The sequence below is a fragment of the Streptomyces sp. NPDC097595 genome, assembly GCF_044761525.1.
Classification (GTDB): domain Bacteria; phylum Actinomycetota; class Actinomycetes; order Streptomycetales; family Streptomycetaceae; genus Streptomyces; species Streptomyces drozdowiczii_A.
In genome coordinates this window covers 115,516-132,669 of sequence record NZ_JBIWCN010000004.1, presented here as the reverse complement: position 1 = coordinate 132,669, position 17,154 = coordinate 115,516, and the positions used below count along the sequence as shown (strand labels likewise).

At 71.2% G+C, this 17,154-nt stretch carries 17 protein-coding genes; 9 read left to right on the top strand and 8 right to left on the bottom strand.

From position 1 onward, the window contains the following. Positions 1-211: 211 nt before the first annotated feature. The 4 genes from groES (at position 212) to ACIQZN_RS07675 (ending at position 3,202) form a co-directional block, all read left to right on the top strand. Positions 212-520 carry a co-chaperone GroES gene (gene groES / locus ACIQZN_RS07690; protein ID WP_018101172.1) on the top strand — a complete coding sequence of 103 codons (309 nt, stop codon included), beginning with the start codon at positions 212-214 and terminating at the stop codon, positions 518-520. A 103-nt stretch (positions 521-623) separates the two neighbouring features. Further along, entirely contained in the window at positions 624-2,249 is a 1,626-nt protein-coding gene (gene groL / locus ACIQZN_RS07685) for a chaperonin GroEL (protein ID WP_403989369.1), read from the top strand. A 147-nt stretch (positions 2,250-2,396) separates the two neighbouring features. Then, positions 2,397-2,846, top strand: a complete 450-nt coding sequence (locus ACIQZN_RS07680; RefSeq protein ID WP_403989367.1) for an SRPBCC domain-containing protein — start codon at positions 2,397-2,399, stop codon at positions 2,844-2,846. Continuing rightward, a complete protein-coding gene (locus ACIQZN_RS07675; protein WP_403989365.1) occupies positions 2,843-3,202 on the top strand; it encodes an ArsR/SmtB family transcription factor in 360 nt (119 codons plus the stop codon). The genes ACIQZN_RS07680 and ACIQZN_RS07675 overlap by 4 nt, the downstream gene beginning before the upstream one ends. Positions 3,203-3,289: 87 nt before the next feature. Here the strand turns inward: ACIQZN_RS07675 and ACIQZN_RS07670 are convergent, their stop codons facing one another. The 5 genes from ACIQZN_RS07670 to ACIQZN_RS07650 form a co-directional block, all read right to left on the bottom strand. After that, positions 3,290-4,318, bottom strand: coding sequence for a hydroxyacid dehydrogenase (locus ACIQZN_RS07670; protein WP_403989363.1), 1,029 nt, complete (start codon positions 4,316-4,318; stop codon positions 3,290-3,292). Positions 4,319-4,345: 27 nt separating this feature from the next. Further along, the gene (locus tag ACIQZN_RS07665) at positions 4,346-5,200 is read right to left on the bottom strand and encodes a carbohydrate ABC transporter permease (RefSeq protein ID WP_403989361.1); all 855 of its coding nucleotides are present in this window, start codon (positions 5,198-5,200) and stop codon (positions 4,346-4,348) included. Then, positions 5,197-6,084, bottom strand: coding sequence for a carbohydrate ABC transporter permease (locus tag ACIQZN_RS07660; protein ID WP_403989359.1), 888 nt, complete (start codon positions 6,082-6,084; stop codon positions 5,197-5,199). Before ACIQZN_RS07660 ends, ACIQZN_RS07665 begins: the two co-directional genes overlap by 4 nt. Positions 6,085-6,088: 4 nt before the next feature. After that, positions 6,089-7,426, bottom strand: coding sequence for an ABC transporter substrate-binding protein (locus ACIQZN_RS07655; RefSeq protein WP_403989357.1), 1,338 nt, complete (start codon positions 7,424-7,426; stop codon positions 6,089-6,091). Between the two features lie 107 nt (positions 7,427-7,533). Next, positions 7,534-8,646 (bottom strand): substrate-binding domain-containing protein, encoded by a 1,113-nt coding sequence (locus tag ACIQZN_RS07650; protein WP_403989355.1) that lies wholly within the window; start codon positions 8,644-8,646, stop codon positions 7,534-7,536. Positions 8,647-8,818: 172 nt separating this feature from the next. Between ACIQZN_RS07650 and ACIQZN_RS07645 the strand changes: the two genes are divergently transcribed. After that, positions 8,819-10,582 (top strand): DUF2264 domain-containing protein, encoded by a 1,764-nt coding sequence (locus tag ACIQZN_RS07645; protein WP_403989353.1) that lies wholly within the window; start codon positions 8,819-8,821, stop codon positions 10,580-10,582. A 27-nt stretch (positions 10,583-10,609) separates the two neighbouring features. Here ACIQZN_RS07645 and ACIQZN_RS07640 read toward each other — a convergent pair whose 3' ends face one another. Beyond that, positions 10,610-11,383, bottom strand: coding sequence for an SDR family NAD(P)-dependent oxidoreductase (locus tag ACIQZN_RS07640; RefSeq protein WP_403989351.1), 774 nt, complete (start codon positions 11,381-11,383; stop codon positions 10,610-10,612). A gap of 52 nt (positions 11,384-11,435) precedes the next feature. Beyond that, positions 11,436-12,107: an MOSC domain-containing protein gene (locus tag ACIQZN_RS07635; RefSeq protein WP_403989897.1), complete on the bottom strand. Its 672-nt coding sequence runs from the start codon at positions 12,105-12,107 to the stop codon at positions 11,436-11,438. Between the two features lie 89 nt (positions 12,108-12,196). On the opposite strand from ACIQZN_RS07635, the gene ACIQZN_RS07630 reads away from it, so the two are divergent. Continuing rightward, a complete protein-coding gene (locus ACIQZN_RS07630) occupies positions 12,197-13,126 on the top strand; it encodes a LysR family transcriptional regulator (protein ID WP_403989349.1) in 930 nt (309 codons plus the stop codon). A gap of 141 nt (positions 13,127-13,267) precedes the next feature. Here the strand turns inward: ACIQZN_RS07630 and ACIQZN_RS07625 are convergent, their stop codons facing one another. Continuing rightward, the gene (locus ACIQZN_RS07625; RefSeq protein WP_403989347.1) at positions 13,268-13,594 is read right to left on the bottom strand and encodes a WhiB family transcriptional regulator; all 327 of its coding nucleotides are present in this window, start codon (positions 13,592-13,594) and stop codon (positions 13,268-13,270) included. A gap of 426 nt (positions 13,595-14,020) precedes the next feature. Between ACIQZN_RS07625 and ACIQZN_RS07620 the strand changes: the two genes are divergently transcribed. The 3 genes from ACIQZN_RS07620 to guaB all read left to right on the top strand — a co-directional run bounded on the left by ACIQZN_RS07620 (position 14,021) and on the right by guaB (position 17,121). Then, on the top strand, positions 14,021-14,632 hold the full coding sequence (locus ACIQZN_RS07620; protein ID WP_003948568.1) for a response regulator transcription factor: 612 nt from the start codon (positions 14,021-14,023) through the stop codon (positions 14,630-14,632). Positions 14,633-14,881: 249 nt separating this feature from the next. Continuing rightward, the gene (locus ACIQZN_RS07615; RefSeq protein ID WP_018101160.1) at positions 14,882-15,457 is read left to right on the top strand and encodes a sigma-70 family RNA polymerase sigma factor; all 576 of its coding nucleotides are present in this window, start codon (positions 14,882-14,884) and stop codon (positions 15,455-15,457) included. A 161-nt stretch (positions 15,458-15,618) separates the two neighbouring features. Beyond that, positions 15,619-17,121: an IMP dehydrogenase gene (gene guaB / locus ACIQZN_RS07610; RefSeq protein ID WP_403989344.1), complete on the top strand. Its 1,503-nt coding sequence runs from the start codon at positions 15,619-15,621 to the stop codon at positions 17,119-17,121. Positions 17,122-17,154 lie beyond the last annotated feature (33 nt).

Below are 17,154 nucleotides of genomic sequence, written 5' to 3'. Positions count from 1 at the left end.
CGGCTCCCGCGTACGCCACGAGGGGCGTGAATTGGCACTCCGCTTGACCGAGTGCTAATCGCGGTCATAGTCTCAGTGCTGGCACTCCCCACTGGAGAGTGCCAGCAGTACTGCGCGACCGGCAGGTCCGGCACCCGCGACGACGGGCCCACCTGGTCGCCACCCAAAGACTGTTAAACCCCGTGAGATCTCCGAAGGGGGAGACCGGATCGTGTCGACCGCCAGCTCCAAGGTTGCGATCAAGCCGCTCGAGGACCGCATTGTGGTCCAGCCGCTCGACGCCGAGCAGACCACGGCCTCCGGCCTGGTTATCCCGGACACCGCCAAGGAGAAGCCCCAGGAGGGCGTCGTCCTGGCCGTGGGCCCGGGCCGCTTCGAGAACGGCGAGCGCCTGCCGCTCGACGTCAAGACCGGCGATGTCGTGCTGTACAGCAAGTACGGCGGCACCGAGGTGAAGTACAACGGCGAGGAGTACCTCGTCCTCTCGGCGCGCGACGTCCTCGCGATCATCGAGAAGTAATTCACCCACGTTTGCTTCTGTTCTGCGCCCCTGGCCCCCTGCGATCTAACCAGCCGGGCGGCAGGGGCGCAGTTCTTGTTTTTGAGAGGAACAGTTCAGCTCCATGGCGAAGATCCTGAAGTTCGACGAGGACGCCCGTCGCGCCCTTGAGCGCGGCGTCAACAAGCTTGCCGACACGGTCAAGGTGACGATCGGCCCCAAGGGCCGCAACGTCGTCATCGACAAGAAGTTCGGCGCCCCCACCATCACCAACGACGGTGTCACCATCGCGCGCGAGGTCGAGCTGGACGACCCGTACGAGAACCTCGGCGCCCAGCTGGTGAAGGAGGTGGCCACCAAGACCAACGACGTCGCGGGTGACGGCACCACCACCGCCACCGTCCTGGCCCAGGCGCTCGTCCGCGAGGGTCTGCGCAACGTCGCCGCCGGTGCCTCCCCGGCCGCCCTGAAGAAGGGCATCGACGCCGCGGTCAAGGCCGTGTCCGAGGAGCTCCTCGCGACCGCCCGCCCGATCGACGACAAGTCCGACATCGCCGCCGTCGCCGCGCTCTCCGCGCAGGACCCGCAGGTCGGCGAGCTCATCGCGGACGCGATGGACAAGGTCGGCAAGGACGGTGTCATCACCGTCGAGGAGTCCAACACCTTCGGTCTGGACCTCGACTTCACCGAGGGCATGGCCTTCGACAAGGGCTACCTGTCCCCGTACATGGTGACCGACCAGGAGCGTATGGAGGCCGTCCTCGACGACCCGTACATCCTGATCCACCAGGGCAAGATCGGCTCGATCCAGGAGCTGCTGCCGCTCCTGGAGAAGGTCATCCAGGGCGGTGGCTCCAAGCCGCTCCTGATCATCGCCGAGGACGTCGAGGGCGAGGCCCTGTCGACCCTGGTCGTGAACAAGATCCGCGGCACGTTCAACGCCGTCGCCGTCAAGGCGCCGGGCTTCGGTGACCGCCGCAAGGCCATGCTCGGCGACATCGCCACCCTCACCGGTGCGACCGTCATCGCCGAGGAGGTCGGCCTCAAGCTCGACCAGGCCGGTCTGGACGTGCTGGGCACCGCCCGCCGCGTGACCGTCACCAAGGACGACACCACCATCGTCGACGGTGGCGGCAAGTCCGACGAGGTCGCCGGCCGCGTCAACCAGATCAAGGCCGAGATCGAGGCCACGGACTCCGACTGGGACCGCGAGAAGCTCCAGGAGCGCCTGGCGAAGCTGGCCGGCGGTGTCTGCGTGATCCGCGTCGGTGCCGCCACCGAGGTCGAGCTCAAGGAGAAGAAGCACCGTCTGGAGGACGCCATCTCCGCGACCCGCGCCGCGGTCGAGGAGGGCATCGTCTCCGGTGGTGGCTCCGCCATCGTCCACGCCGTCAAGGTCCTTGAGGGCAACCTCGGCAAGACCGGCGACGAGGCCACCGGTGTCGCGGTCGTCCGCCGCGCCGCCGTCGAGCCGCTGCGCTGGATCGCCGAGAACGCGGGCCTGGAGGGTTACGTCATCACCTCCAAGGTCTCCGAGCTCGACAAGGGCCAGGGCTTCAACGCCGCCACCGGCGAGTACGGCGACCTGGTCAAGGCCGGCGTCATCGACCCGGTCAAGGTCACCCGCTCCGCCCTGGAGAACGCCGCGTCCATCGCGTCGCTGCTGCTCACGACCGAGACCCTGGTCGTCGAGAAGCCGGCCGAGGAGGAGCCGGAGGCCGCGGGCCACGGCCACGGCCACTCGCACTAACGCGTAGCGCGAAGAGGCCCGGTCCCCTGCGGGGGGCCGGGCCTTTCTGCTGTGCGGTGGGTATTCGGGCGCAACCCTCGGGTTGCGTCTGGATGGGGGAAGTGCAACCCTGGAGTTGCATCTGATGGTGACGATGAAGGAGCTTTCATGAGCGAGGACCGGATCGAAAGCGAGACCTTGATCGCGGCGCCCCTGGAGCGGGTCTGGTCGCTGGTGGCCCAGCCCGGGTTCTGGGTGGCCGACAAGGCGAGTCTGCCCGGGACCGTGGCCGAGGAGGGGGCGTTGATGACGGCGAGGAACACCGAGCACGGCGACTTCCCGGTGCGGGTGGAGAAGGTCGAGCCGCCCACCTACCTGGCGTACCGCTGGACCAGTGCGTTCCCCGGAGAAGAGCTGCGCGAGGACAACAGCACCCTCGTGGAGTTCACGTTGACCCCGGAGGGCGAGGGGACGCGGCTGCGCGTCGTCGAGAGCGGGTTCGCGGCGCTGGCCGCGTCCGAGGGACTGCGCAGCCAGAACCTGAAGGACCACGCCGGGGGCTGGCCCCTGGAGCTCGGCGCGCTCAAGGGCCGTGCCGAAGAACAGCCCGCCGCGTGACGGAGGAACGTCCCGAGGCCGTCGACGGTGTCCTCGCCGCGCTGGCGGACCCGACGCGGCGCCGGCTGCTCGACCTGCTCGCCGCACAGGGCGAGGCCACTGCTACGACGCTGGCCGGACCGCTTCCCGTCTCGCGGCAGGCGGTGGTCAAACACCTCGCCGTCCTGGAGGCCGCCGGGCTGGTGTCCGGCGGCCGGGTCGGACGCGAGGTGCGGTACGCGGTACGGCCCGCGGCGCTCGACGCGACGGCACGGTGGATGGCCTCGCTCGCGGCCTCCTGGGACAGGCGGCTGGCGAACATCAAGAGCGTCGCCGAGGCGGCGGAACGGGATGCGAAGCCCACACGCCCCGACTGAAGTAAGCGCGTTGTCCGGTGGTCGCTCAGGCAGTCGCCGCCGTCCCCGGGCACGCGTGAAGCCGGGGCCTCCGCGCGTGCCCGGACGTCACGCCGACCGGTCCAGCGCCGCCGGATGCACCGGCTCCGCGAACGGGCGGCCCTGGGTGTACCGCTCCAGCTCGTCCAGGGCGTGGTCGGCCATGCGGTGCAGTTCGTTGCCGAGGGAGCCCGCCACATGGGGGGTCAGGAGGACGTTCGGGAGGTCGTACAACGGGGAGTCGGACGGCGGCACTTCGGGGTCCGTCACATCGAGTACGGCGTGGAGGCGGCCCGGGACCAGTTCGCGCAGGAGGGCCGCCTCGTCGAGCAGGGAACCCCGGGCCGTGTTGATCAGCGTCGAGCCGGTCCGCATCAGGGCCAGTTGGCGGGCGCCGATCATGTGGTGGGTCTCGGGGAGCTGGGGGGCGTGCACGGAGACGACGTCGGCGCGGGCGCACAGTTGGTCCAGGGCGACCGGTTCGACGCCCAGGCGCGCCGCCTCGGCCGCGGTGACGAAGGGGTCGTACAGCAGGACCGCCAGGTCGAAGGGGCGGAGCAGCTCGATGACACGGCGGCCGATGCGGGAGGCGCCGACGATGCCCACCGTGCGGCGGTAGTTTCCGGCACCGTCCAGCTCGGCGCGCCAGTCGTGGTCGGCGCGGACCTCGCGGTAGACGTGGGCCGAGTGCGGGATGCGCTTGTTGGCGAGCAGAATCGTGGCCAGGGTGTACTCCGCCACCGGCAGCGCGTTGGCCCCGGCCGCCGAGGAGACGGCGAGGCCGCGCTCCCAGCAGGCGTCGGTGATGTGGTGCTTGACGGAACCGGCCGCGTGGACGACCGCCTTCAGGCGGGGCGCGGCGGCGAGGACCCGGGCGGTGAGCGGGGTGGCGCCCCAGCAGGTGAACAGGACCTCCGCCTCGGCGAGCGCGGCGGCGACGCGGGGGTCCGGGTCGGCCAGGTCGTGGGCGACGAGGGCCGGGTCCGTACGGGCGAGGGCGGCGAGCCGGTCGCGGTGGCGGGGCTCGAAGAGGCGCTCGTAGATGTCCGGGCCCATCGCGAGCAGGACGGCCGGCCGGGGGGCAGGGGTGGACTGCATGGGTGAACGACTCCCTTGGTGTGGGGGCTACTTGACGCTGCCGGCGGTGAGTCCGGCCTTCCAGTGCCGTTGCAGGGAGACGAAGGCGACGATCAGCGGGATGACGGCGAGGAGCGACCCGGTGACGACGAGCGGGTAGAAGCCGGGCTCGCTGTGGGTGTTGGTGTTCCAGGAGTACAGGCCGAGGCTCAGCGGGAAGAGCTCGCGGTCGGAGAGCATCACCAGCGGGAGGAAGAAGTTGTTCCAGATCGCGGTGAACTGGAAGAGGAAGACCGTGACGAACCCCGGCATCATCATCGGCAGCCCGATGGAGAAGAAGGTGCGCAGCTCGCCCGCCCCGTCGATGCGCGCCGCCTCCAGCGCCTCACCAGGGATGTAGCCGGAGGAGAACACCCGGGCGAGATAGACACCGAACGGGTTCACCAGGACGGGGATCAGCACCGACCAGTACGTGTTGACGAGGCCGAGCTTGCTGGCCAGCAGGTACATCGGCAGGGCCAGCGCGGTCGTCGGGACGAGCACCCCGAGCAGGACGAGACCGAACAGCTTCTCCTTTGCCCGGAACTCGTACTTGTCGAAGGCGTACCCGGCGGCGACGCAGATCAGCGAGCAGACCGCGGCGCCCACTCCCGCGTACAGCAGGCTGTTCCCGTACCACCGGAAGTAGACGCCGTCCCCGTACGTGGCGATGTCGGAGAGGTTCTTCGAGAGGTCGAAGCCCTTGAAGGAGAAGGTGTCCCCGGCGAGCAGCGAGCCGGTGTCCTTGGTGGCGGCGGTGACCAGCCAGACGAGCGGGAAGAGCATGTAGAGGACGGCCAGGAGCAGCGCTCCGTTGACGGCCGCCTTGGACAGCCAGGGGTTCTTGCGGGTCGTGGTGCTCATGCGCGCGCACCCTTCCGGCCGGTGAGGCGGGTGACGACGAAGGACAGCAGGGCGGCGGTGAGCGCCAGGAGTACGGAGGCGGCGGCCGCGAGTCCGAAGTCGTTACGGGCGAAGGCCGCGGTGTAGGCGTACATGTTCGGTGTCCAGGAGGAGGAGACGGCGGACCCGGAGCCGGTGTTGAGGATCAGCGGCTCGGTGAAGAGCTGGAGCGAGCCGATGATCGTGAAGAGGACGACCATCACGACCGAGGACCGGATCAGCGGGAGCTTGATGCTGAACGCGATGCGTCCGCCGCTCGCCCCGTCCACCGTGGCCGCTTCGAGCACCGAGCGGTCGATGGCCTGGAGGGCGGCGTAGAAGATCACCATGTTGTAGCCGAGCCATTCCCACAGCGCGATGTTCACGACGGAGGGCAGCGCGCCACCGGGCGAGAAGAAGTCGAAGCCGATGCCGCCGGAGTGCATCGCGGAGACGACGGGGCTGAGGCCCGGCGTGTACAGGTACAGCCAGATCATCGCGGCGATGATGCCGGGCACGGCGTGCGGCAGGAACAGCGCGAGCTGGAAGAAGCGCCGGGCGCGGGCGAGCGCCGAGTCGAGCAGCAGGGCGAGGCCGAGGGCGCCGCCGACCATCAGCGGGATGTAGACGGCGCAGTAGCCGAGGAGGACGAGGAAGCCGTCGCGGAAGACCCGGTCACCCAGCGCCGCCGTGTAATTGCCGAGTCCGGTGAAGACCGTCTCGGATCCGCCGAAGCCGAGCCCCGACTGCTGTTCGGTGAAGAGGCTGAGCCAGACCGCGTAACCGATCGGGATCAGCATCACGGCGGTGAACAGGACGAAGAACGGGGTCAGCAGGATCGCGGCGGCGCGGGTGCGGGCTCTCATCCGGTCAGCCCTCGACCTTCAGGCCGCGCTTGGACAGCTCCGCGACGGTCGCGTCATGGGCGGCCTTCACGGCGTCGGGGAGGGTGGTGCCGCCCCCGGCGAGCTTGCCGAAGCGGTCCTTGAGCGTGGTGTTGGTGGTGCCCATCGCGGGGCCCCAGGTCCAGCCCTGCTTGATCGCGGCGCCGCCGTCCTCGAAGACCTGGTAGATGTCCTGGCCGCCGTAGAACTCGGTGTCGAACGCCTTCTTGGCCGTCGGGCGCAGGGCGAGCGCGGCGGGGAAGGCGCTGGAGGTGCCGGAGGAGATACGGGCCTTGATGCCGTCCTCCGTGGTGGTCATCCAGGTCGCGAACTCGACGGCCGCGGCGGCCTTCCCGCTGTTCTTCGGCACGGCGAAGGTGGTCCCGCCGAGCATGCCGCCGGCGGGCTCGCCGTCCCAGGTCGGGATCGGGGCGACGGCCCACTTGCCGCTCTGCTCGGGCAGGGTGGAGCCGAGGACGCCGCCGCCCCAGGAGGCGCCGAGGTAGCCGATGGTGGCGCCGGTCTTCAGGGAGTTGGTCCAGGCGGGCGAGAAGGAGGCGTCGGTGCGGACCAGGCCGTCCTTCACCAGGCCCTGCCAGTAGTCGGCGACCTTGGTTGTGGCGGCGTCCGTGGTGTCGACCTTCCAGGTGTCGCCCTCGGCCTTGAACCACTGGGCGCCGGCCTGCCAGACCATCGCCTCGAAGGTGGTCGGGTCGTCCGGGAAGAAGGTGCCGATGCGGGCCTTGGAGTCGGCCTTCTCGACCTTCTCGGCCGCCGACTTGAACGCGGCCCAGGTCTTGGGGACCTCGATGCCGTACTTGGTGAAGAGGTCCTTGCGGTAGAAGAACGCCTGCGGTGCGGCGTCGAAGGGGACCGCCCAGCTCTTGCCGCCGAGCGTGGTCTGCTCGACCGCCTGCGGGAGGAACTTCTTCTTCACGTCGTCCGTGAGGTACTTGCCGATGTCCTGGAACCCGCCCTGGCTGACGTACTCGGGGAGCTGCGGGTACTCGACGGAGACCAGGTCGGGGGCGTTGCCCGCCTTGATCGCGTTGGAGATCTTGGCGTAGCCGCCGGCGTTCCCGGACGGGGTCTCCTCGAACTTCACGTGGATGTTCTCGTGCGAGGCGTTGAACGCGTCCACGACCTCCTTGGTGCCCTTGGCCCAGCCCCAGAAGGTGATGGTCACGGGCTTGGCGGCGGTGCCGGTGCCGGTGCCGCCGCCGTCCCCGGAGCCGTCCCCGTCCCCGCCGCAGGCCGTGACGACGGCGAGGGCGGTGACGGCTCCGGCTATGGAAAGAGTCGTTCTGCTCCAACTGCGGTTCACGGCGGGCTCCTGAGTCGACGGTGACAGGGACGTTGGGCGTGATCCTTGGTCCACCGATGACCGAAGTCAAGAGCGAAAGATTGATTGATCGAGAAAAGATCAGAAAGTTATCGAGCGGTCGACGCCCGCACCCGCAGCCGCGGCAGCAGTGCCAGATGCCGTCCCGGCTCGTCCCCGTCCGGCCCCGCACCGTCCCGCCCGGACCCGTCCCGCCCGGCCCCGAGCCGCTCGACCAGCAGCTCCGTCGCGTACCGCCCGACGTGCCGCTTGGGCGGGCTGACCGCGGTCAGCGGGATGTCGCCCAGCGCCGCGACCTCGTCGTCGTACGCGATCACCGCCAGGTCCTCCGGCACCCGCACGCCCAGCTCCGACAGGCGCTGCACCAGGTGGATCGCGTCCACGTCGTTGTGCACGAGCACCGACGCGGCCCGGCCGGAGACCACCGCGTCGCGCACCTCGCGCACCGCCTCCTCGAAGCGCCCCGGGTCCACCTCGGGCCCGGACGTCCCGATCATCGCCGGAGCGCCCTCGGCGAGACCCAGCACCGCGAGCGCGTCCTCGTACCCGGAGCGCACCGCGAGCGCGGTCGGGCTGTCGGCGCGGGCCACCAGGAGCGGGGTGCCGTGGCCGAGGCCGGCCAGATGGCGCACCGCGAGCAGCACCCCGTGCCGGTGGTCCGAGCAGACCCGGTCCAGGCTGTCCAGCGGCGACCCCGGCGCCGGGGTGCGCTCCAGGAGCACGGCGGGCACCGGCAGCCCGGCCATCCAGTCCCCGTACGCCGCCTGGTCCTCGGCGCCCCGCCAGGCCGGTGCGATGAGCAGCCCGTCGACCCCGGAGGCGAGCAGCCCCTCGGCGCGCGCCCGGTCGCCCTCGGGCCGGTAGTCGGAGATCCGCAGCACCAGACGGCCCCCGGCGCGCGCGGCCGCCTCCTGCGCACCCCGGATGACCTCGGCGAAGTAGTACGTGGCCGAGGGGGCGATCAGGCCGAGCACCGGGCCGCCGCCCGGAGCGGGGGCGTCGGGGGCGGCGGCGTCCCGGGGCCAGGAGACCGAACCGTGGACCCGGTCCAGCAGTCCGCGCTCGGCCAGCGCCTCGGCGTCGCGGCGCGCCGTGACGGGGGAGACCCCCAGCAGGCCGGCCAGATCGGAGACACGGGCCGAGCCGCGCTCCCGTACCAGGGCCAGAAGTCGGTCGTGACGTTCAGCTGCACTCTCGCGCACGGCGGCAGTCCCCTTGCAAAATCGCGATGTGGTGGCTCGGCTCGCCAGACCTTAATCCACTGTGATCGATTGATGGAAGTTTCGATCATTCGCAACGTCATCCCTTGACGTTCGATCAATCCGCGGTTCAGGATTCCCTGCGATGCCGAAGTCCGCCTCCCCTGGGAGCATCATGCCCACGACGAGTCCGTACACGGGGTACACCCGTACCGATTGGGAGCGCACGGCCGACCGGCTGCTCCTCGCGGTATGCCCCCACGCCTCGCCCCGTCATGGCCGCATTGACCTCCCCGGCCCCCGGCCGAGCTGGTCCGGACCGCTCTCGGACGGCCTGGAGGGCTACGCCCGCACCTGGCTGCTCGCCGCGCTGCGGACCGCCGGAGCGCGCGGCGATGACCCGCACGGCTTCCTCGGCCGGTACGCCGAAGGGCTCGCCGCCGGTACGTCGGAGCCGACGGGCAGCCCCGACGCCTGGCCCCGCATCGCGGACGTCCCCCAGGCCATCGTGGAATCCGCGTCCATCGCCCTGGGCCTCCGCCTCACCCGCCCCTGGCTCTGGGACACCCTGGACGACGCCACCCGGCAGCGCGCCGTGGACTGGCTCCTGCCCGCCCTCGAAGCGCCCCCGGTGAACAACAACTGGTGGTTCTTCGGGCTCACCGTCGCCGGCTTCCTCCAGGACGCCGGCATCGAGACCGACCGCGCCCGGAAGACCATCGACCGCGCGCTGGCACACGTCGAGGACTGGTACCTGGGCGACGGCTGGTACAGCGACGGCCCGAACCGCTCCTTCGACCACTACAACGCCTGGGCGATGCACTTCTACCCGGTCCTGCACGCCCACCTCGCCGGCGACCGGGACCTCCTGGACCGCTACGGCCCCCGCCTGCACCGCCAGCTGGACGACTACAGCCGCATGTTCGGCGCGGACGGCGCCCCCATGCCGTTCGGCCGCTCCCTCATCTACCGCTTCGCCGCCGCGGCCGCCCCCTGGCTCGGCGCGATGACCGGCCACACCCCGCTCACCCCGGGCGCGACCCGCCGCCTCGCCTCCGGCACCCTCCGCCACTTCCTGGACCACGGCGCCACCGACCGGGACGGCCTCCTCACCCTCGGCTGGCACCGCCCGTACGCGCCCATGCTCCAGACCTACTCCGGCCCGGCGTCCCCGTACTGGGCCTCCAAGGGCTTCCTCGGACTCCTGATGCCCCCGGACCACCCCGTCTGGACGGCCGCCGAGGAGCCGCTGCCCGCCGAGACCGCGGACGCCGTGACCGTCCTCGGCCCGACCGGGATGCTCCTCCAGTCCACCGCCGCGGACGGCCTCGTGCGGCTCCACAACCACGGCTCGAACCACGTGGGCGACGAGGAGGACCCCGGCTACGCCCGCTTCGCGTACTCCACCCGCACCGGCCCCACGCACGGGGACGCCGAGCGCGACAACCACTTCGCGCTGCTGTGGGACGGCGATCCGACCGCCCGCCTCACCGCGGACCCGCTCGGCCACGCCGCCTCCGCGCACACCCCGCGCCCCGGCGTCCGCGTCGTCTCCGCCACCCTCGCCCACGGCCGCGCCGAGGTCCGCGCGCATCTGGTCACGGGCGCGCCCGACGGCACGCCCGTCCGCCAGACGGGATGGGCGACCGGGGACGGCCAGGCGCTCACCGCCCAGCTCCACCCGGTCCACGGCTACGCGGGCGGGGTCCGCGAACTTCCCGGCGGGGACACCATGTTCGGCGAGACCTCCCGGCTCCTGGCCGTCGAGGGCGAGACCACCGGACCCCGGTCCCTCTTCGTCGCGCTCGCCTCCCTCACCGGCGAGGCGGACCCGGCCCCCGTCGACACCCTCGCCGGGATCCGCGTACAGAGCCCCCACGAGATCCGGGTGACCTGGCACGACGGCAGCACCGCCGTACTCCGGCTCCCGGAGGAGTGAAGGCCCTCTACTGAGGAGCGAGGGCCCCTACTGCGGCCCGTACTTGCGGCCCGTCCGCGAGGTCAGCCCGCCGAGCAGGCCGCGCGGGGCCAGCTTCACCGCGCCCATCAGCACCTTGTAACGCGGGTCCGGGATCGACACCGACTTCCCGCGCGCCAGGTCCGCGAGCGCGGCCGTCACCAGCTTGTCCGCGTCGAGCCACATCCAGCCCGGGATGTTGCCCGTGCCCATCCCGGCCCGCTGGTGGAACTCCGTACGCACGAAGCCCGGGCACAGCGCCATCAGCCGCACCCCGGACCCGGCCAGGTCCTTCGCCGCGCCCTGGCTGAACTGCACGACCCACGCCTTCGAAGCGCCGTACGTGCCGCGCGGTACGAACGCCGCGACCGAGGCCACGTTGACGATGCCGCCCCGGCCGCGCTCCCGCATCGAGGCCGCCGCCGCCGAGGTCAGCCGCAGCACCGCCTCGCAGTGCACCTTGAGCATCGTCAGCTCGTCGGCTATCGGGACCTCCAGATAGCGCCCCTTGTTGCCGAAGCCCGCGTTGTTCACCAGCAGGTCGACCGGGTGCCGGGCGTCCCCGAGGCGCTCCTCGACCGCGCGGATGCCCTTGTCCTCGGACAGGTCGGCCCGCAGCACCTCGGCCTCGATGCCGTGCCGGTCGTGCAGCTCGGTCGCCTGCTCGCGCAGCCGCTCCGCGTCCCGGGCCACCAGGACCAGGTCGTACCCGTCGGCGGCGAGCCGCCGGGCGAAGGCGGCACCGATACCCGCCGTCGCGCCCGTGATCAGTGCAGTCGTCATAAGCGGCACGGTAGAGCATCCCGGAACGGCGCCTCCGGGCACTCCCGCGGCCTCAGGACGCGGTGAGCTCCGCCGCGTACGCACGTGCCTTGCGCAGCGTCGACGGGGACAGGGCCCCGCCGGCCGGGAGCAGCAGCGGCAGCAGGTCGCGCCGGGTGGTGACGGCCCGGAACTGAAGCTCCACCGTCACCTCGTGGTCCGGCCGGTGCACGATCTCGACCGGGTCGCCCGCCCGGACGGACCCCGGCGTGATCACCCGCAGATACGCCCCCGGGGCCGCCGCCCGCGTGAACCGCTTCACCCAGCGGGCCTCGCCGAGATGGCCCTGGAAGGTACGGCACGGGATGCGGCCCGAGGCGACCTCCAGGACCAGCTCCCCGCCGATCCGCCAGCGCTCGCCGATCAGCGCCTCGCCGACCCGCAGCCCCGCCGTGGTCAGGTTCTCGCCGAACGAGCCGTTGGGCAGTGAGCGGCCCAGCTCCCGCTCCCAGGCGTCCAGGTCCTCGCGCGCGAACGCGTACACCGCCTGGTCCGAGCCGCCGTGGTGGCGCAGGTCGCACACCGCGTCCCCGGCGACACCGCTGCCGCCCTCGCCCCTGGGGCCGGGCTCCGAGACCCGCACCGGCCCGTCCACGGGGTGCTTGTCGATCCCGGTCCTGCCGCCCGGGGCGTCGGTGTAGGACGCCGTCGTGGGACGCCCCGCGTTCACGGTCAGCACTGTCATCGCGGTCATACCGGAACCGTATCCAAGCCCACCCCAAAGTCACACGCGAATATCCTGCGACCGCCCCAAGGGTCGCTTATGCTGAAGAAGTGATCGAAGCCCGCCACCTCCGCGTCCTGCGCGCCGTCGCCACCACCGGCTCCTTCTCCGCCGCCGCCCGGGAGCTGGGCTGCACCCAGCCCGCCGTCAGCCAGCAGATGAAGGCCCTGGAGTCCTCGGCGGGGACCACGCTGCTCATCCGGACCGGCCGCGAGATGAGGCTGACCCAGGCGGGCGAGGCGCTGGTGCGGCACGCGTCGGGCATCCTCGCCGGGCTCACCGCCGCCGAGGAGGAGGTCGCCGCGATCGCCGGACTGCGGGCCGGCCGGGTCCGGCTCGTCTCGTTCCCGAGCGGCAGCTCCTCGCTGGTCCCGGGCGCCCTCGCCGCCCTGCGCGCCGCCCACCCCGGCACCCGGGTCTCCCTCGTGGAGGCCGAGCCGCCCCGGTCGGTCGAGATGCTGCGCGACGGCGACTGCGACATCGCCCTCGCGTTCCGCTACGGGGAGCCGGGCGCCGAATGGGACGACCTGGTGGTCCGCCCCCTGCTCACGGACCGCCTCACGGGCCTCGTCCCCGAGGGGCACGCGCTGGCGGACCGGGACGAGGTGGGCATCGCGGAGCTGGCCGGGGAGTCCTGGATCGCCGGGTGCCCCCGGTGCCGCAGGCAGCTCGTGGAGGTCTGCGAGGAGTCCGGCTTCACCCCGCGCATCGACTTCGCCACCGACGACTACCCGGCAGTGATCGGCCTGGTCGGCGCTGGTCTGGGGGTCGCCGTACTGCCCGCCCTGGCCATCGAGTCGGTACGCCCCCGAGGAGCCAGGACCCTCACGGTGGCCCCGGCCATCGAGCGCGAGATCGTAGCCCTGACTTTGCCGGACCTGGCACGGGTCCCGGCGGTGGCGGCCACCCTGGACCACCTGGCGCTGACAGCACGCAATCCCAGCCCCACCGGCGCTAAATCCAGCCCCGCCGGCGTTTGAGGCGCGGGGTCCGGGGCGGAGCCCCGAAAACCAGCCCCTCCGGCGCTTGAGGAGCGGGGGTCCGGGGGCGGAGCCCCAGGTTTCGGGAAGGGGCGGGGTGGGGTGCAGAAACGTTTCTCCCCCCGGTACGCGAAGCGAAGGTCACCCATGCCCCGGCGGCGACGCCGGCATCGCAGCCGTGATCAACCGATTCCGCGCCCGCCCCATCAACTCCTCACGCTCGTCCTCGGTGAGCCCACCCCACACCCCATAGGGCTCACGGACGGCCAAGGCGTGCGCCGCGCACTCCGCGCGCACGGGGCACCGCATGCACACCTCCTTCGCAGAGGTCTCACGGGCGCTCCGCGCGGCACCCCGTTCCCCCTCGGGATGGAAGAAGAGCGAGCTGTCGACCCCGCGGCAGGCTGCCAGCAGCTGCCAGTCCCACAGATCGGCGTTGGGTCCGGGAAGTCGGGAGAAATCGGCCATTGCTTGTCCCCTCGAAACCGTGCTGAGTCGGAAACGTCGTCGTGCGTCGTGGGTGGGTGCTTGTCGATGACCGCGTACAAGACCGTACATCTACGGTGTTAGTAGATGTAAATATGACTGATTGCGAATCTAGCCACAGACACCACCAAAAGGGAAGAAATCCCGCTAAATGGGGCACAGGGGTGCCAAAAGTTTCGGTTGACGACTGGACGACCCGTGGCGCTCTCCTCCGTGAGCGCTTACTCACGTAGAGTGCCGAACTCGGTCTTCCAACCCGTAACTCTTTCGAGTGACCATCGTTGAGAGTGCGGAGGCGGTTGGCAGAAAGAGCGATCGGGCAGATGTCCGAGAGCGTCAACCGCACAGGTGACGACTTGTAACAGCCTGGAGGCTCAAGGTGACGCGCATCAGCTGCGGAGGGCGGTCATGACTTCCGTCCTCGTCTGCGACGACTCCCCGCTTGCCCGAGAAGCGCTCCGTCGCGCGGTCGCGACCGTGCCCGGCGTCGAGCGTGTGACGACGGCCGCCAACGGCGAGGAAGTCCTCCGCCGCTGGGGTGCCGACCGTTCGGATCTGATTCTCATGGACGTACGCATGCCCGGGCTCGGGGGGGTGGAGACGGTCCGCCGGCTGCTCTCCGCCGATCCGGGCGCCCGGATCATCATGCTGACCGTCGCCGAGGACCTGGACGGCGTCGCGCTCGCGGTCGCCGCCGGTGCCCGCGGCTATCTGCACAAGGACGCCTCCCGGGCCGAGCTCCGGGCGACCGTCACCCAGGCACTGGCCGACCCGACGTGGCGGCTCGCCCCGCGCCGGCTGCGGTCGGCCGAGATGGGGGCGGCGCCCACGCTCACGGCGCGCGAGATCCAGGTGCTGGAGGGGATGAGCCACGGCCGCTCCAACGCGGAGATCGGCCGCGAGCTGTTCCTCTCCGAGGACACGGTGAAGACGCACGCCCGGCGGCTCTTCAAGAAGCTCGGGGCCTCGGACCGCGCCCACGCGGTGGCCCTGGGCTTCCGGTGGGGCCTGGTGCGCTGACAGTTGCCCGGGCCCCGCGGGCCCGGGCAAGGGGTGCGGCGCACGCCGCCGTACCCCGCCGATCCGGCGGTATGTGACGCTTCCCGGCCGATGCCGCATCCTTGAGACGTGGAGTTCCTCGGGAACGATTCGGTCGAGCGGAAGGGGAGGGCGCAGGACATGACTTCCGGCGCACCCGCTCATAACGCTTCGGTGCACAACTACGGACGCGGTGCCGCGGATGAAGCGGGGCCGGGGCACCATGGTTCGATGCGCGACGACGGGACGACGGTGATCGGTGCCCTGGTGCACCGCGCCGTCGAGGGCGACGCGCAGGCCACGCACGACCTGCTCGCCCACGTCCACCCGCTCGCCCTGCGCTACTGCCGGTCCCGGCTGAACCGGCTGCCCGGTGACGCCCGCCACTTCGTGGAGGACCTGGCGCAGGAGGTCTGCGTCGCCGTGCTCATGGCGCTGCCGCGCTACAAGGACACGGGCAGACCCTTCGAAGCCTTCGTCTTCGCCATCGCCGGTCACAAGGTGGCCGACCTCCAGCGCGCCGCGATGCGGCACCCCGGCTCGACCGCGGTGCCCTCCGACGAGATGCCGGAGCGCCCCGACGACTCGCTCGGGCCCGAGGAGCGCGCGCTGCTCAGCAGCGACGCCGCCTGGGCCAAGAAGCTCCTGGCCAACCTCCCGGAGAACCAGCGCGAACTGCTCGTGCTGCGCGTCGCCGTCGGGCTGACCGCCGAGGAGACCGGGCAGATGCTCGGCATGTCCCCGGGCGCCGTCCGGGTCGCCCAGCACCGGGCGCTCAGCCGGCTGAGGGCCCTCGCCGAACAGTGAGCCGGGCGGTGCGCCGACGGGGGCCCGGGCCCCTCGGAGACGTACGCCACAGCCGTAGAAAGCTACAGAACCTGCGGGTGATCTTGCTCGTGGAATGAGACGCCTCCCGAGCCCGTTAGCATGGACATCCGCACCGATCAAGGCCATTTGGGGAAGGTGTCATGACTGCAAACGTCGACGGAGTGCCCGAGAAATTCGCGACGCTCGGGCTGACATACGACGACGTGCTGCTGCTGCCGGGCGCATCCGAAGTGCTGCCCAACGCGGTCGACACCTCGACGCTCATCTCGCGCAACGTCCGCGTCAACATCCCGCTGCTGTCCGCCGCCATGGACAAGGTCACCGAGGCCCGCATGGCCATCGCGATGGCCCGCCAGGGCGGCGTCGGCGTGCTCCACCGCAACCTCTCGGTCGAGGACCAGGTCAACCAGGTCGACCTGGTGAAGCGGTCCGAGTCCGGCATGGTCAGCGACCCGATCACGGTCGGCCCGGACGCCACGCTCGCCGAGGCGGACGCGCTCTGCGCCAAGTTCCGGATCAGCGGCGTCCCGGTCACCGACCAGGCGGGCAAGCTCCTCGGCATCGTCACCAACCGCGACATGGCCTTCGAGTCGGACCGCTCCCGCCAGGTGCGCGAGGTCATGACGCCGATGCCGCTCGTCACCGGCAAGGTCGGCATCTCCGGCGTGGACGCCATGGAGCTGCTGCGCCGCCACAAGATCGAGAAGCTGCCGCTGGTGGACGAGGCGGGCCTCCTCAAGGGCCTCATCACGGTCAAGGACTTCAAGAAGGCCGAGCAGTACCCGAACGCGGCCAAGGACGCCGAGGGTCGGCTGCTCGTCGGTGCCGCCGTGGGCGCCAGCCCCGAGGCGCTGGACCGCGCCCAGGCGCTGGCCGAGGCGGGCGTCGACTTCCTCATCGTGGACACCTCGCACGGCCACAACAGCAACGCGCTGAACTGGATGGCCAAGATCAAGTCGGCCGTGAACGTCGACGTGATCGGCGGCAACGTGGCGACCCGCGACGGCGCCCAGGCCCTGATCGACGCCGGTGTGGACGGCGTCAAGGTCGGCGTCGGCCCCGGCTCCATCTGTACGACCCGCGTCGTCGCCGGCATCGGCGTCCCGCAGGTCACCGCGATCTACGAGGCCGCCCTGGCCGCCCGTGCGGCGGGCGTCCCGGTCATCGGCGACGGCGGCCTGCAGTACTCCGGCGACATCGGCAAGGCGCTAGCCGCCGGCGCCGACAGCGTGATGCTGGGCTCGCTCCTCGCGGGCTGCGAGGAGTCCCCGGGCGAGCTGATGTTCATCAACGGCAAGCAGTTCAAGTCGTACCGGGGCATGGGCTCGCTGGGCGCCATGCAGTCCCGGGGGCAGGGCCGCTCCTACTCCAAGGACCGGTACTTCCAGGCCGAGGTCGCCTCGGACGACAAGCTCGTCCCCGAGGGCATCGAGGGCCAGGTGCCCTACCGCGGCCCCCTCGCCAACGTGCTGCACCAGCTCGTCGGCGGCCTCCGCCAGACCATGGGCTACGTGGGCGCCGCGACCGTGGACGAGATGGAGAGCAAGGGCCGCTTCGTGCGGATCACCTCGGCGGGCCTCAAGGAGAGCCACCCGCACGACATCCAGATGACGGTCGAAGCACCGAACTACAGCAAGAAGTAACGCGCCACGCGAGCACGAGGGGCGGCCCGGGGG

Excerpts from the sequence above, each read along its gene's own strand:
- groL (WP_403989369.1), top strand. The coding sequence starts at position 624 with ATGGCGAAGATCCTGAAGTTCGACGAGGACGCCCGTCGCGCCCTTGAG.
- ACIQZN_RS07680 (WP_403989367.1), top strand. The coding sequence starts at position 2,397 with ATGAGCGAGGACCGGATCGAAAGCGAGACCTTGATCGCGGCGCCCCTG.
- ACIQZN_RS07670 (WP_403989363.1), bottom strand. The coding sequence starts at position 4,318 with ATGCAGTCCACCCCTGCCCCCCGGCCGGCCGTCCTGCTCGCGATGGGC.
- ACIQZN_RS07665 (WP_403989361.1), bottom strand. The coding sequence starts at position 5,200 with ATGAGCACCACGACCCGCAAGAACCCCTGGCTGTCCAAGGCGGCCGTC.
- ACIQZN_RS07660 (WP_403989359.1), bottom strand. The coding sequence starts at position 6,084 with ATGAGAGCCCGCACCCGCGCCGCCGCGATCCTGCTGACCCCGTTCTTC.
- ACIQZN_RS07645 (WP_403989353.1), top strand. The coding sequence starts at position 8,819 with ATGCCCACGACGAGTCCGTACACGGGGTACACCCGTACCGATTGGGAG.
- ACIQZN_RS07640 (WP_403989351.1), bottom strand. The coding sequence starts at position 11,383 with ATGACGACTGCACTGATCACGGGCGCGACGGCGGGTATCGGTGCCGCC.
- ACIQZN_RS07635 (WP_403989897.1), bottom strand. The coding sequence starts at position 12,107 with ATGACAGTGCTGACCGTGAACGCGGGGCGTCCCACGACGGCGTCCTAC.
- ACIQZN_RS07625 (WP_403989347.1), bottom strand. The coding sequence starts at position 13,594 with ATGGCCGATTTCTCCCGACTTCCCGGACCCAACGCCGATCTGTGGGAC.
- ACIQZN_RS07620 (WP_003948568.1), top strand. The coding sequence starts at position 14,021 with ATGACTTCCGTCCTCGTCTGCGACGACTCCCCGCTTGCCCGAGAAGCG.
- ACIQZN_RS07615 (WP_018101160.1), top strand. The coding sequence starts at position 14,882 with ATGCGCGACGACGGGACGACGGTGATCGGTGCCCTGGTGCACCGCGCC.
- guaB (WP_403989344.1), top strand. The coding sequence starts at position 15,619 with ATGACTGCAAACGTCGACGGAGTGCCCGAGAAATTCGCGACGCTCGGG.